Here is a 14,559-nt window from a genome sequence, read left to right as displayed (position 1 = left end):
GCATTTTTTATCAAATTGTAAAAGAGCCTTTTTAAAAGCTGACTGAACTATTCTGGTAGGTATTATGTAAACAGTTATTTAGTTGCAAATGGGAATAATTCATTTCTTACCCGAATAGCAGCTAATTTTGCCGCATTGAAATCTTTAGTTCTCATGATATACCGCTGTCCACATGTTACAATCCAATCCTTATGTGTGTTATCCCAGTTTACATTTCTGATACCAGAAATACTATTTTTGTTTGCACCTTTTCTATTTTGTTGATTAGCAGAAATAGTTACATTTCTCAAGTTGCTTTTTCGATTATCCAAAGTATCGTGGTTGATATGGTCAACTACCTTATCATCTGGACAATCATTTACAACTCTATGTAAATAAACTCTCTTTAAAGAACCATTTGTTTCCTTGATGGTATTAACAATATAGGGTTCTCCATTCCCTTGATAGTAGTGCCAAGTATAACCCAAACTATTTACCTTCTCGAAATCTTCTTCATCTATCATAGTGACAACATAGCTTTCTTCATTTCTAACTTTTACAAAAATAAATGCTTTATTATCTTCTACATAATAATCGTTTGTCATTTCTTCAGAATATAATTTAATATTCTCCATTCTAAAATCCAAACGATTACCATTAACAAAATAGGCAGTTTTCTCATTCTCATTACCCAATAAGAATTTTCTCAAAGAGATTTTTCTTGATGCATTTCCCTCGTATATCTTTGTATAAACTACATAATCGTTGATATCATTTTTTCTTTCACAAACCCAAGTATACTTGGAAACTAATTCAACCTTTTTTGTATCTAGGATAACTACCAAGTCTCCTTCATTCCTTCTAGAGATATGCAAATAGCTTATATTGTCCTTTACAACTATCTGGTTTCCTTTAAGAGGCTTATTAAAAGAAAGATTCTCTCTTCGGTTATCAAACGTATTCCCATTAACAAAATATATCGGTTTATTGGGATAGTCTAGAATCCATTTAGCTAAGGTAATCTGTTTTTTCACTCCATTAACCCTATACGTTCCCCTAACTTCTGCTCTATTTTTTAACTGTTGCAATCTCCAAGTATTGGGGAAACCTCTGACTTTTTCTAAATCACTTGAATCAATTACAACTTCTCCAGTAATGTTGTTCGAAGAGTCTTTTAAGAATATCTTTGTAACATTATTACAAGTCTGATAGTCATTATTCATTTATCTTGACCTTTCTCTTTTAATAGTTGGCTGTAAACATATTTTCCCTATGCCACTTCATATATCCCCGCTGACTTTCATTCATATTAATTTTCATAGTTTCATTGATATTAAGAAAAACTTTAGAATGCTTATCCAGACTATCTGAAATCAAAATTACACCATCTTCATCAAAACTAATATATCCTTTATCAAATAAAGCATCATGGTTTGGGCATAGTAGCAACCCATTATTAACATCTAGCCGCTCTTTATGATTAGATTGACTCCAAGGCTTAATATGGCTAGCAACTAACAATCGTTCATCTGAGACACCACACAGTCTACATTTCTTTTCAACAGCTAAAAGAGCATTTTTAAAAATTGACTGTCCTATACGTGCCTTAACAACCGATTCTTTTTCGGTTTTATCCAATACAATCGGTGATTCTATATCTTTCTGTAGTTTTAGAAAACTTTCATTATGCAGTGGATTCACTTTCTCAAGTAATAGTTTTACTTGTGAATTATTTAATCGCTTCCATCTTAACTTTAACGTAAGAGCTTGCAATTCTGTATGATTCGGAGATGGATTATAATTAATCGATAATTCCTCTAGTAATGCCCTGTTAACTATCAAAGGGGTTTCTAATATCATTGATTTTTCTGGATTTCCAAAAACAATTACTTCATTCTCTTGAACTTTATTTCTAAATAAGTGAGGATTTTGGTAATTCAACGTGATTGTATTATCCATTTTTGCTTTTTGAATATCCAAAACCTTTTCCACTTCGTAAAATGCAGTGATACAGGGGTTTTTTTCTATAGTTTTATAAAAAAAAAGGACGTCCCCCTTTGAAACTTTAGTTTTTAAAATTATCCCTCTATCCCCATCATCTCCATAAGTGTACTCCGAGAATAACGGGTCTTCCTCCATATTATGTTTCTTTGGGTCTAAATATGGGATTATATAACTGGTCAAAACACGCTCCCCCATCCAATTTACAGTTTGTTTTCTTAAACAAAATTTCCCTTTATTGATTATCCTAAACGGATAAAGTTGACTGACATAATTTCAAACATAGCCTGTACTTTATAAGTTAATACAGGAAGATTATACCACATCCTTTTGGCATAAATATTTTAAAAGAGAACAGGGTGTTTAAACCTGTCCTTCAAATTTGTTCCCTATCCTGTTCATTTGTAAGCAGATAATAAAAGACGGGATTTATTAGTTTGTGAACGATGTCTTGAATTCCGACCTCTGTTCAATCATCTGCACCAATATACAAAAAAAGAGAGTCTCAATTGAGACCCGTTCACCAGATTCATCTCTTTAGGGATGTTTGTAGGCATCATACTCCTAGCTGCACAAGTACAAATTAGTGACTTCTTAAAACGCCACCACGAGCAACTCTGAGAGGTTGTGGGCGTGTTTGCTTAATGGAATCTCTCTGCTTCCTCTTAACAGGTTCTTATATACGTTATTTAAGTAAACGACAATCAAATTTTTGATATAAGAAGTATTTCTAGATGTATTAAACCATTCACTTCACTTTTATATTATAATAATACAAAGATTTCCAATGTATATTAATTTAAGGGTAGGTTATGAACATGTCTTTTTTAGCAACTGTTTATCAAGTTTTAATTGCATCTCCTTCTGATGTTTCGGACCAGAGGAAAAAAATCCCTGGGGTTATTCACAAATGGAACACTGAACAAACTGCATATTATAACATCGCTTTCCTTCCAGTAAAATGGGAGACACATGTTATTCCAGAAATGGGGGATAGACCCCAAGCAATAATTAATAAACAGATAGTTGAAAACTCAGATATTCTTGTAGGGACTTTTTGGACAAAACTTGGTTCACATACTGGAGTTGCTGAATCTGGAACTGTCGAAGAAATACAAGAGTTTATGAAAAATGGCAAGAAAGTAATGCTATACTTTTCATCCGCACCAGTGGTTCTAGAGAGTGTCAATCTTGAACAATATCAGAAATTAGATGCTTTTAAAAAGGAATGTCAACAAAAGGGGGTATATGATAATTACTCTACAATTGAGGAATTTGAAAGGAAATTATATAATCATTTAACTTCCTTTGCTCAAAATATTGTACCCCCAAAAAAAGAATTAAATAATAATGAAATTGAGAATGAATTACTCGTTCAATACTACTTACCAAACTACAGTAGTTTCTCTAGTAACTTCAAGGCTTTTAAAAGAGACGATTTAATTAAGTCCAAATTTATTACGGATATTAAGGATGAGTTATATAGGCTGATTCATGAAATATCAGATGTTAAACTTCCATCATATAGTGAAATTAGCAAGGAGAAAATAAATATAGGTAAGGATGATACTAAGTTACCAAGGCTTAATTTATCAGTTAAAAATGTTAGTCCTATGGCTTCTAAAGAACTATCTAATCAGAAGCAAACTGAGATAATTCAAAAAACAAATATATTACTTGGGGTAGACCTTGAGTACTCTTTTTTTCACGTTGGTGAATTGATGGAATCAATGGTGACCTTTTCTCACCCGTTATTTAAAACTCCAAAGAAAATTGAAGGTTCAACTGTAGAAAGAGAAAAAGACGAGAAAATCACGAATTTTATTTATAAATTAAAAGAGTTAGAGGATTATCTAAATATATTTGAATATATTGGTAATTACTACATTGCCCCGTTATCATTACAAAATATTGGGAAAGTTTTTAATGAATCAATTACTGTAAAATTAAAGTTTCCAAAGAACGTTGAAATCCTAAAAGCTAATGACATTAAAATACCCCCGCCTAATATTGTTGAAGAATTTACAGACGGCATTTTCAACTTTATTCTCAGACAAAATAAGGATAGCCTTGTGCAAGAAAATTTTAATTATATACCGCTGCCTTCCTATGGCGGAGTTATTGAAATGTACCAAGAATATATAGAAAAAGTTAACAAATTGAATACTGATTATAAGCATTACATTGAAAGTCTTTTTAACGTTGAAATATATATTGAAAGCGACTATACAGTTCTTGAATACTACTTTAAAGAATTAAACCCTAAAGAGAATATTGCTTTCCCATCCTTTATCTTATTTAAATCAACTGACACTTTTAAAATTCTTTACGAAATAACCTCAAAAAATCTCCCTGATAGGGTTGAAGGTGAATTGGAATATCAAATATAAGATAAAAATAAGTAATTAACATTAAAAAGGATGACTTTTGATTAAGCCATCCTTTTTTGTTTCTTTTAAAAATCAATAATAAAATCACAGTTTTATTAATTGATTTTTAAATCAAACCATATGTTCAATCATGCACTTACACACGAAAAAGAGAGCCTCAATTAAGAGACCCTCTGTGTTTACAATTTTTTCAGCATTGTCTCCACTATTCCCCTATGTTCATGTGAAATTTGCAGTACACCAAATCTTATATTCCTAATGCAAGCAGCCAATCTTCTTTAGGTTTTTCTTGCTCATCAGTAAATAGAGAAAGGGACTTCATAAGCTTTTCTTCTTCCTCAATTTTCTTTTCTTTTTCCATTTCCTTTAAACGAATTTGGGTCTCTCTATACGTTTTAGTGTAATCAATAGTGGGAGTAACAGGCTCATTCATTAACTTTTCATTTGCTCTTTTTTGTGCTTCCACCTGTTTTTTACGTTCCTTAGCTTTTGAAATTATATTATTCGAGAAGTATCCTGCCCATTTAGATTCTGGAATACCATTATTTCGACAAATGAAATCCAATTCTTTAATACCAATGATAAGTTGCTCTACGCCACAGATTTCAATAGCCTCGTTTATCTTTGATTTAGTACCCTTGTGCATTGCTAATCCAGCTTTAACAAAACCCACTAAAGCTTTATCAATGGATGGGTCAAGACCAGTATTATCATTTTTGGGTGTAGTAGATTTAGCCACAACTTTATTTGTTGTCTCAACAACACCCTCGTGCTGAGTCTTTCTTTTCTTTGAGATGTAACCTGTAATTTTTACTTCAGCTACCGCTTCTATCACATCTTCCTTATCACTCCAACGTGAGTATTTATTATGAGATTTATCTTTAATAGTGACTGTATCCATGTAAATTAGGTTATATTTTACCAGTATCTCGTTATACCTAAATACAGTCTTTCTATCGAATCCTGTTGCCGCAGCTATTCCCTCAACAGTAGGATACGAAATTTTTCTTTCTTTTCCACTCTCATTAACCATACCAACAATGTACAAATACTGAAACATAATCATTTGTTTACATTCTTTCTCTTCGAAGTAAACTAATTTGTTGAAATCCCCTAAAGACATTTTCAAGAAATTGTCTATTACTGACGGAACTTTAGCATAAAAGTACTGTGTACCTTTCAGTTCCAACAAATTAAGTCTTTTCTTTAACTGAAAGTCCGTGTAATATTCAAATCCTAAATTACTTTCTAGATTTGCTAATGATTGCTTAATCTTATCTCTGTTTTCCGTTCTATTGCTAACGCCAAGCATTTCAGCTAACTGAGGTAAATGCACCATTGCACCGCCATCAAGTAATGAACTCTTACTAAGAATAGAGTAGAAATATGCTTCATTTGCTTCTAGATTTAATATTTTTTTTGAAATTTGAATGTGTAAATTGTCTTGTATTAACAACTATAAAACCCCTCTGTAATGTAATTTTTTAAAATTATCATTACCTCCAGAGTCATTTTCCTGTCCCCTTGTTTAACCTTTTGCCTTCTTAATTTCTTCCTTTAGCCTTAATCACTTAAAGAAAAAGCAAACAAAATGCTCGCCTGCGAGCGTCTATTCTCTTATTAATTGTTTCTTTCTTATTACTTTGTTTCTTTCTTATTAGAGTACCGTTGAGTGTGTATATTTCTACAGTCAGTGATACCATTTAAATAATTGTGTGTAGATATTTATACACTTATTGTTTCTAACTAAGAATTGAGTGTAGATATTTATACACTTGTCTGACTGAAGCAACATTATCATCAGGTCTTATGTTTGTTATTATACCAAAATCGATAATTAACAATTTATGCTTAAAACCATCAGAAAAAAGCTATTGAATCTCATCATAAAATCAAAAATATCGTGTCAAGAACTTTTCAGAAGAAAGTTTACTTTTTTTATCTAATGAAAATCAGCTTCGGATAAAGGGTAGTGTTTTACTAGGAAATCTTTGTATAAACTCTTGATATGGAATATCGGGGATGTTAATGGTTTGCCTTGAAAAATCTAATTTAAGCATATACGTTGAAATTGGGTAATCGAGGCTACCGCTTAATCGTGTCAAAGGTTTTCTGGACATCGTATTGTGTGAGTCTAGGTGCTATCCTTCCTTTCCCTAACAAGAAGGTATGAGATGTGGAAAATATCCCTCTCATTCCTACTCCAACAATGAGCAGCTAAATGGGGCTGCTCATCAATTTAGTACTATTACTCATCATCCATATTATCTCGATTATCTTGGTCATTTTTCCTCTTTATGAAATTCTCAATCCTTGTTTTTAAATAGAAACGAGAAGCAGGGTTGTCATTAATACCAAATCGGTTAATGATTATTGAAGTAGACTCGTCAATATTAATTCCATTATTAATCAAATCAATAGCATAATGTATTTGACCACTGTAAGAGATTGTTGTTGCGTTCAGATACTCATAATCAAATATTTCTGCAATCCTTAAAATACGCTGACTCACTATTTGACCTTTAACTTGGACTTTTCCCCTGAGACCTCTTAAAAGATTAGTACCCTGTGCAATCTTATACTTGCGAGATGTTTCACCTTTGATACTAACATATGTGTCGTCCTTAATTGCTTTTTTCACTAAGACAGATGTTTCAGTACTCATCGGAATTGTTCTGTCTGATAATATGATTTGTTGATTATCTTCATTGATATTATCTAGAGTTAAGTTTCTCAACTCTTCAAATTCATTTTTATGACTTATTCCATCGAACAATAATGCTAGGATAACTCCATCTTGAGCATTATCTGAGTCCATTGCCATTTCCATAATTTCTTCTTTATCAAATATCGTATTTTCTTCTTTATCTTTATTAAGGTACATGGAAATATCCTCCTTCTTTCGTAAATTTTTATAATAATTAATCTTGTTATCTGAAACAACTTGCTGGATTGCAAATTCCAAATACTTTGAAAGTGTTGGTTTTGAATTTTGAATGCTTCTGATTGTCCCTGCACCTAATGCACTTAAGACCTTTCCAGCTTCTTCAAAGGTAAAATTGTATAAATCTTTATTCAACTCAACCTCAAAGTCGTAAGTAATTTTAAATAATTGTTTGGCTACTCGCTGAGTTTCGTGTTCATACCCTGTTAGGAAAGATTTTTTAAAGTCCCTATTAAATATTTTCTCTGACTTTGATTCAAATCCAGCTTTCATATCTTCTAATTCATCCAGCAAATCTTTAAAGTAAGGTAGTTTTTGTTCCCACTGATGGATAAAAGCCTCTATTTCTTGATAAAGAATTGCTGGGACAAGTAATTCTCCTTGTTCTATCTTTCTAATTTTTCCACCACTTCTATCTCTTTTGTTGTAAGCCTTATCTACCCTTGAAAACAACTCTATTAATAACTGTTCACAAAGTTTACGGTCAATACTATTTATTATCACTTCATATTCAAATACATCTTCTCCATACTTTTCATAATCTTCTTGGAGTGGTTTATTTCTCTCAATCCCCTTTTTAAGATTACTTCTATGTTGAGATAAACGTGAACTGCCATCATCACCTTCACCTATTAAAACCTTGTGATTTATCTTGTTATTAATTACGTATACATCTCCATTTATAGTTTCCATCTTATATCTCCTCCATCTCTAAAACAAAACAACTATTACTATATTTATACTACTATAATTAACCGAATAAATAAACCACCAAATTACATTAATGGAATTTACTGTAATAGTGTTACAGTACTACACTTAATCAGCAATTCATTATAAATAAGCCATATCACAAGACTTACTAGCTACAATTAAATAATTATATTAAAATAATTAAATCATTCTATGCTACACAGTGATAACAAGAAAAAAAGAGAACAGCCATGTGACTGTTCTCTTCATACAATGCTAAAAGTTTAATTGTGACTTGTTTCACTTCATACCGTGTGGTTTATTTGACTTGTTTTTTTCGACTTAAACATCTAATGTATTTAATGGGTGATACTTGTCATTTCGCTCCCTCAATTCATTTCCCCACATAGTCATAGTAACAGGAAAATGAAGAATCTTAATCAAAACCTTTCTCAATTGCTTGTTCAAGGTCTTTTCCATAAATCTGAACATAACGCTGGAGCATTTCAAGTTCACTATGACCAGTTTGTCTTTGCAATACAAACAAGTTTACTCCTGCTTCAACTTTCAACCGACAGAACGTCCTTCTAAAAGCGTGAGGACTCACAGAAACCTCGTTCTCGACCTTCGAAACCACGCCGTAACGTTTCAACCGCTCTTGAACCGTTCGAGCGTTTATTGGGGCATTCTCAACGCTTACAAACAGAGCATCATTATCCAGTATTCCACGTTCTTCAATATAAGCTTTTAAAACCTTTCTCAACCTATTGGTCATTGGAACACGTCTTGCATATCGGTTCTTTGCTTGTTGAATTATGACTTCCCCTTTTCCGTCAAATGAAATGTCTTGAACCTTAATTGAACAAAGTTCTTTGAGACGGAGTCCAACATGGGCAAATGTCAACATAATTGCAAGGTCACGGAGACCAACAAATTGAGTTATGTCTGGAGCGTTTAACAGTCTTTCTAATTGTCTCTTTGTAAAGGTTGCTCCGACTGTATGACGTTTCCTCAGTTGTGATACTCCGTCAAAAGGATTCTTATCAATATAACCTTTCTTTAAACAGTAATTCATAAAGGTTCTCCCTGCTCGCATTCTTGCATTGATTGAAGAGACTGCTCTATTATTTTCCAACATGTATTCGACCCAACTCTCAACGTCATTTGTCTTGAAAGTTCTCACGTCTTTCAATGAGACCTCAATTACAACTAATGCTCTAGAGAGTCCTTTGAGTTCTTTATCATAAAATTTGACCGTATCTATTGAAAGTCCTTTAATCTTACAATGCTTAAGAAATTCCTCTGAAGCTTTCTGAAAATCTTTAGATGGTTGTTCCTGCTGTTGAACCAGTTTTTCCAATACGTTTGTGCTAACTGATTTTCTTCTTGACATGATAATGCCCCCCATTGCGTGTTATTCGTTACGTGGTATCCGCAATTGAAAAGCACCCAAACAAAAAAGTTCCTATGCTTGTATAAAACTCATACAAACATAGGAACTCATTGACTTCATGATGTGCTCGGCGAGAATCGAACTCACATTTTAAGCTTCGGAGGCTTACGTGCTATCCGTTGCACCTTCGGTTTGCTTCTTTAAGGAAAATCGTTGCTATATCAATGTTATACAGTGCTTTTTTATTTACCACCGCGCAATATTTAGTACAATGATTAACCTTTACGTTACCCACATGATAATTGAAACCGACCAACATTTGTCAATGGAAAGGTCATCATAGCCCCTTAGGCTAACTCAGTCTTTAATATTTTCAATAGGTTCTGGTGTCTGTTATCAATAAAAGCTTTAAATTCACTATTACTCGACCTAGAAGTAATCATGTACTGTTGAAACAGAGGATTGCGTACGCTCCAATCAAAATATTCTAACTTCTCCAATACTAATTCCCAGTCTGGGATCCAAGCTATATCTTTATCTGCTTCGAAAGATGAGGGTCGCTGCGGCGATCTTTTTACTTGTTTTACTAACGAGGCAGTTTAGTTGAACTAGAAATGTTAAAATAAAGATAAAAGAGGGTTTAATGTAAATGAAAAAGATAATAGTTGTTTGGGTAGTTCTTTTTGGGGTAGTATTTTCTGGATGTGGAAAAACGACAGGTGAATCAACAAAAACCTCCCCACAAAGTTCAAAGCAAAAAACAAAAACAACAGAAACGACATCACAAAGTTCGAAACAAAACACAAAACCTGCAGTGAAAACATCGCCATCTAAAAGTTCAACATCTTCAGAAGTACCACAGGCGAGTGATAATATCAGTGGTGTTTGGCTGGCAACAGGAAAACAGGATGGGGTAAGTAGCACTTGGTTCTTTAACAATGGGCAATTAACAGTCAATTACGTGTACCATTTTTCTTATGTAATCGCTAAAAATAAAGATTCTCATGGGTATACTGTTGTAACGATAACAAATAAAGAAGGCAAAAAACATGCTCTATTATTGAAAAAAAATGGTAGTAATTTTGACGGTAGAACTGTTGAAGGTAAGGCTTATGAAAAATATTTAACTGATGGAACGGTTCCAAATGGACAAATTATCGAATTTATTTATCAACAGAAACAGGAAAAAGTTGATTCCCATAATGCTTATCTCGAAGAGATGGAGCATTTAAAGAAGACGCTTAGGACATATATATTTGATAAGTATATGCCTAGTCCTGATTATGGTTATGCAAAAGGTATTAACTGGTCTGAGAATTTTTATGATAATTTAACCGCTAATGAGATATGGAATGTTATAGAGGAATTTAAGAAAAAACATAACGGTGAAGAAGGAACTCTGTTTGAACAAGCCTTTTACCTTTCTCATAATGCACCCATAAAAGATAATTGGAAAGAGCTATTTTTAGAGAACTGGAATAACAGTTATTATAAGGAAGATAAAATAGAAAAATTAATTGATAGAGGTGATACTGTAGAGGTTTATACGGATTCTTTACCTTATACGGGCGAAAAAGATAATTATCCTTTTGTAACATTAGATAAAAGAACTGGTTCTTGGCACGGATAGAATTTATAAGGAGGCTCGCCGACCTCTATTTCTAAAAGAAAGTATAAAATTTTTCAGCCACCACAGTTTGATAAAATACGTTATGTTTTTGTTGGAATCCTTCTTCAACTAAAGGGTGCTTATGCTAAAGATGAGATGGCTGTGGCGATCCCTTTTTAATGCATTAACTGTCAGGTTAGCTGAACAAGGTAAAAAGTATCTTTAAATTTTTGCACCAGAACCAATTCATATAATATCTTTATTTATATTTGCCAGCTAAAATTTAGTAATCTAATATATAAAGAGGAGAAATATAGGAGGATTTACTAATGAGCACTCATGAATTTGAAATGAACCTAGATGGAGAAATAATCAGATGGGCAGAAAAATCACACGCACAAATCTTCCGCAACTTCTGGCAGTTCTTCATGGAAAAAGATTTACAAAAAACAATTGAAACAATCGAGTTTGCAGGAATCCGTACTTCCAATTCTGAATACTTCGTAGCTAAAAATGGAAGTAAAAAGAAAAACATCTTTGTAAAAGACAATCACTACGTTTACACCCACTTAACGCCATCCGCAATGCAAAAAGTATATGAGAAATTCATTAAAGGCTGGGAGGATATATATAAACAACCGAAGGGCGAAATGCTTACCATAGAACAGGAGGAAACGCCTGAGGAACTGCAAACGGAAGAAAAGCCAAATTTGAAAAATATTTATGAAAAAAGCCATGCAATTGCTTCGGTTCAGGCGAATCATGACCTACATCATAGTTCTCTAGTTAAAGAACCTTCCGTTACAAAATTGCCTGAAGAAACAGAACCATTAAGAATTCTTTTTGGTCATTCGGCCAACAGCAATGAACCATTGTATTGGTATCCAACTACGACGAGTAAAATCATGCATACGAATACAGGTATTATTGGCACGATGGGGACGGGGAAAACTCAGTTTACTAAATCGCTCATTAAACAGATACATGATGGTGCTCTATCTAATGTAAATGGAACACCTATTGATATTCTCATCTTTGATTATAAAGGTGACTATATCAAAGATGACTTTATAGAAGCGACAAACGCTAAAGTGTATGATCCATATCACCTTCCGTATAATCCGTTAACTTTATATAGGGGAAAACAGCTAAAGCCGCTATTGCCTTTGCATACAGCTAGTACCATTAAAGAAACAATTGCAAATGCTTTTAATTTAGGTATAAAGCAACAGCAGTTATTAAATGATTTAATCATTGAAGCTTATTCACAAGCTGGTATTCATAAGGCTGATATGGATACATGGGATCTGGTACCACCTACATTAAATAATGTATTTGAACGATTGATGAATCGGGAGGATGTAAAAGAAGATAGTCTTTATGCAGCACTAAAACAAATATATGATTTTGAAATCTTTTCTCCAAATAGTGAGAATACAAAGTCCTTATACGTCATGATACAAGGAGTAACTGTTGTACATCTGGCTGGTTATGATCCAAGTGTTCAGAACCTAATAGTAGGAATCACTTTGGACACCTTCTATTCCCAGATGTCTACAAAGGGGCACAGTACAATTCAAGGAGATTATCGTGAATTAACGAAAATGATACTTGTTGATGAGGCGGATAATTTCTTGAGTCAAAACTTCTCTTCTTTAAAGAAAATTATGAAAGAAGGAAGAGAATATGGCGTTGGTGTAATCCTATCAACCCAATTCTTAGACCACTTTGCAACTACAGATAATGACTATGCTCAGTATATATTGACTTGGATTATACATAGAGTACCTACCATTAAAAAGAAGGAAGTAAAAGCTATCTTCAGTCCAGAAAATCAGGCTGAGGGTGAACAGATAGTTAATATGATAGCGCGACTTCAAAAACACTATAGCTTAGTCACGTCTGTAACCAATAATAGATACGAAATTATGGAGGATATGGCGTTCTGGAAGCTTCTAAATAAAAATACTAAATTTATTAAAGCTTTCTGATAAAAAAACCCTTTGAATTTAATTATTATTAAATTCAAAGGGTTTCTCATTTACGCTCTATCTGAATTCCTCCTTCATAATAACTTTTTCCGTTCCACTCTATCAATTATTTTTATTAATCTCCCAATGACATGGCAGTGTTGTCGAAACTCCTCAAGTTATTCTTTAAATTCTTAACTTGAAAAATTGGGACAGTCTGATTAATTGAGAAATACGCACCAATTAAATCGTTCTCTAATTCTTTTAATAGATAATCTTTTGCATCTTCAATTAGTGAATAAGAAAAAGCTATCTTTTGACCCCAATCCTTTTTTGCGTGATCCCTTAACCGATTTCTTAAATATTGAGATTGTCCAATGTATAGAAGTGTATTTGTATCGAGTCCAATGACACGATATACTCCTTCTTTATTTGGAATTTGTGATAATTTTTCTACCTCTATAAATTCTGACCACTCAAGACCCATAAAAGTGGATGAAGTTGGAGTGCCATGAAAACTTAATGGCTCACTTGAGATCCCCCATGCTGGGTTACGTTGCTCTGAATCAAACAATTTTCTTCCACGAAATTTACTTGATCTGTTTTTCGATTTTATATAATCTTGATGAAAACGACCATAATTACAATAAGTTGATTCCTTACTTTGCACTCGATAATCCCATAAAAGAAAGCTTTCTAATCCTTCACGCTCCTCTTTTGGCAATTCAATCGTGGAAACTGACAACTCAAATTCCCAACCAGTAGCATCCTTCCAAGCCCATAATGAAGGTGCGGCAGTATGAGGATCATTAAAAGGCATTTCTTCTTTGAGTGTGTTTCTTATAAGATCAGTAAGCCTTTCACGCAAGTTACGACCTGTTTGTCCTATATACATAAAGTGATGATGACTCACTGGCTTAATACGATACATACCAGGAGAAGTCGGTAATAAACTCTTCGTCTCCATTATTTTTCGGAATGAATACCAAGGAGTCCAATTCAATCCAGACCAATTTTCCTCTAAGTACGACTGATTCATATTTGCACCTTCTTATCTCCTATCTGAGTACTTAAATACTGGAGTTGCTCTCCAATTTGCATTCCTTTTAGTGGAACACGGCAAGTATACCCTGCCTCCTTCAATTTAAGTAGCAGGTATTGTCTGTATTTTTCACCTGCAAAGAAAAAAATATCGTAATGAGATGGTAATTCTATTTTAAGTTCATCAAAAACTTTATCTGACCAATTTTTCCTATCAACAGCTGTCATATTAAGACAGGTTACATCGTATGGTGAAATTACTGAATCTTTCTTTAATAATCCATATTTTGCAGATAAAATATACCAATCATAAAACTCAGATTGGTGAATTTATTTGTTAATTTTAGTAAACAAACTTGATGGTCTATACATCTCTTGTGCTTCACAAGGATAATTTTGTTTTTGCTATGTACAACTTACTAATGCTATTTTTTTAGTCACGTATCATCACTTCTCTTTCATTTTTCAACTTTTTGGAACATACGTTTATTCTCTAACCTTCCTAAATGTACCTTTTATTAAATAAACTGCTTAAGATG

General features: G+C 33.1%; 10 protein-coding genes and 1 tRNA gene. 3 read left to right on the top strand and 8 right to left on the bottom strand.

What is annotated here, in order from left to right:
- Positions 1–74 precede the first annotated feature (74 nt).
- Together CCK98_RS16405 and CCK98_RS16400 are read right to left on the bottom strand one after the other, a co-directional pair.
- Positions 75–1,202, bottom strand: coding sequence for an HNH endonuclease (locus tag CCK98_RS16405; RefSeq protein ID WP_088087545.1), 1,128 nt, complete (start codon positions 1,200–1,202; stop codon positions 75–77).
- A gap of 19 nt (positions 1,203–1,221) precedes the next feature.
- Positions 1,222–2,163 (bottom strand): HNH endonuclease, encoded by a 942-nt coding sequence (locus CCK98_RS16400; protein ID WP_088087544.1) that lies wholly within the window; start codon positions 2,161–2,163, stop codon positions 1,222–1,224.
- 635 nt (positions 2,164–2,798) lie between these two features.
- On the opposite strand from CCK98_RS16400, the gene CCK98_RS16395 reads away from it, so the two are divergent.
- On the top strand, positions 2,799–4,370 hold the full coding sequence (locus CCK98_RS16395) for a hypothetical protein (RefSeq protein WP_088087543.1): 1,572 nt from the start codon (positions 2,799–2,801) through the stop codon (positions 4,368–4,370).
- 247 nt (positions 4,371–4,617) lie between these two features.
- On the opposite strand, the gene CCK98_RS16390 is transcribed toward CCK98_RS16395, so the two are convergent.
- From CCK98_RS16390 to CCK98_RS35455, 4 genes are all read right to left on the bottom strand, one after another.
- On the bottom strand, positions 4,618–5,826 hold the full coding sequence (locus CCK98_RS16390) for a hypothetical protein (protein WP_088087542.1): 1,209 nt from the start codon (positions 5,824–5,826) through the stop codon (positions 4,618–4,620).
- Between the two features lie 792 nt (positions 5,827–6,618).
- Positions 6,619–8,007, bottom strand: a complete 1,389-nt coding sequence (locus CCK98_RS16385; protein WP_088087541.1) for a hypothetical protein — start codon at positions 8,005–8,007, stop codon at positions 6,619–6,621.
- A gap of 436 nt (positions 8,008–8,443) precedes the next feature.
- Entirely contained in the window at positions 8,444–9,400 is a 957-nt protein-coding gene (locus CCK98_RS16380) for a tyrosine-type recombinase/integrase (RefSeq protein WP_179195831.1), read from the bottom strand.
- 129 nt (positions 9,401–9,529) lie between these two features.
- A tRNA-Arg gene (locus CCK98_RS35455) sits at positions 9,530–9,586 on the bottom strand.
- A 463-nt stretch (positions 9,587–10,049) separates the two neighbouring features.
- Between CCK98_RS35455 and CCK98_RS16375 the strand changes: the two genes are divergently transcribed.
- Entirely contained in the window at positions 10,050–11,030 is a 981-nt protein-coding gene (locus tag CCK98_RS16375; RefSeq protein ID WP_088087539.1) for a hypothetical protein, read from the top strand.
- Between the two features lie 308 nt (positions 11,031–11,338).
- Positions 11,339–13,000: an ATP-binding protein gene (locus CCK98_RS16370; RefSeq protein WP_088087538.1), complete on the top strand. Its 1,662-nt coding sequence runs from the start codon at positions 11,339–11,341 to the stop codon at positions 12,998–13,000.
- A 115-nt stretch (positions 13,001–13,115) separates the two neighbouring features.
- Here CCK98_RS16370 and CCK98_RS16365 read toward each other — a convergent pair whose 3' ends face one another.
- Entirely contained in the window at positions 13,116–14,018 is a 903-nt protein-coding gene (locus CCK98_RS16365) for a GIY-YIG nuclease family protein (protein WP_088087537.1), read from the bottom strand.
- Complete coding sequence (locus CCK98_RS16360) at positions 14,015–14,350, bottom strand: DUF6884 domain-containing protein (RefSeq protein ID WP_373408535.1); 336 nt, start codon at positions 14,348–14,350, stop codon at positions 14,015–14,017. Before CCK98_RS16360 ends, CCK98_RS16365 begins: the two co-directional genes overlap by 4 nt.
- Between the last annotated feature and the right edge of the window lie 209 nt (positions 14,351–14,559).

Origin of the sequence: Bacillus sp. OV166 (genome assembly GCF_900177675.1) — a bacterium.
Taxonomy (GTDB): Bacteria; Bacillota; Bacilli; order Bacillales; family Cytobacillaceae; genus Neobacillus.
The sequence above is the reverse complement of the archived record's forward strand: the minus strand, read 5'-3'. Positions and strand labels throughout refer to the sequence as shown.

Coding starts and splice junctions, on each gene's coding strand:
- CCK98_RS16405 (WP_088087545.1), bottom strand. CDS start 1,202: ATGAATAATGACTATCAGACTTGTAATAATGTTACAAAGATATTCTTA.
- CCK98_RS16395 (WP_088087543.1), top strand. CDS start 2,799: ATGTCTTTTTTAGCAACTGTTTATCAAGTTTTAATTGCATCTCCTTCT.
- CCK98_RS16385 (WP_088087541.1), bottom strand. CDS start 8,007: ATGGAAACTATAAATGGAGATGTATACGTAATTAATAACAAGATAAAT.
- CCK98_RS16380 (WP_179195831.1), bottom strand. CDS start 9,400: ATGTCAAGAAGAAAATCAGTTAGCACAAACGTATTGGAAAAACTGGTT.
- CCK98_RS16375 (WP_088087539.1), top strand. CDS start 10,050: ATGAAAAAGATAATAGTTGTTTGGGTAGTTCTTTTTGGGGTAGTATTT.
- CCK98_RS16370 (WP_088087538.1), top strand. CDS start 11,339: ATGAGCACTCATGAATTTGAAATGAACCTAGATGGAGAAATAATCAGA.
- CCK98_RS16365 (WP_088087537.1), bottom strand. CDS start 14,018: ATGAATCAGTCGTACTTAGAGGAAAATTGGTCTGGATTGAATTGGACT.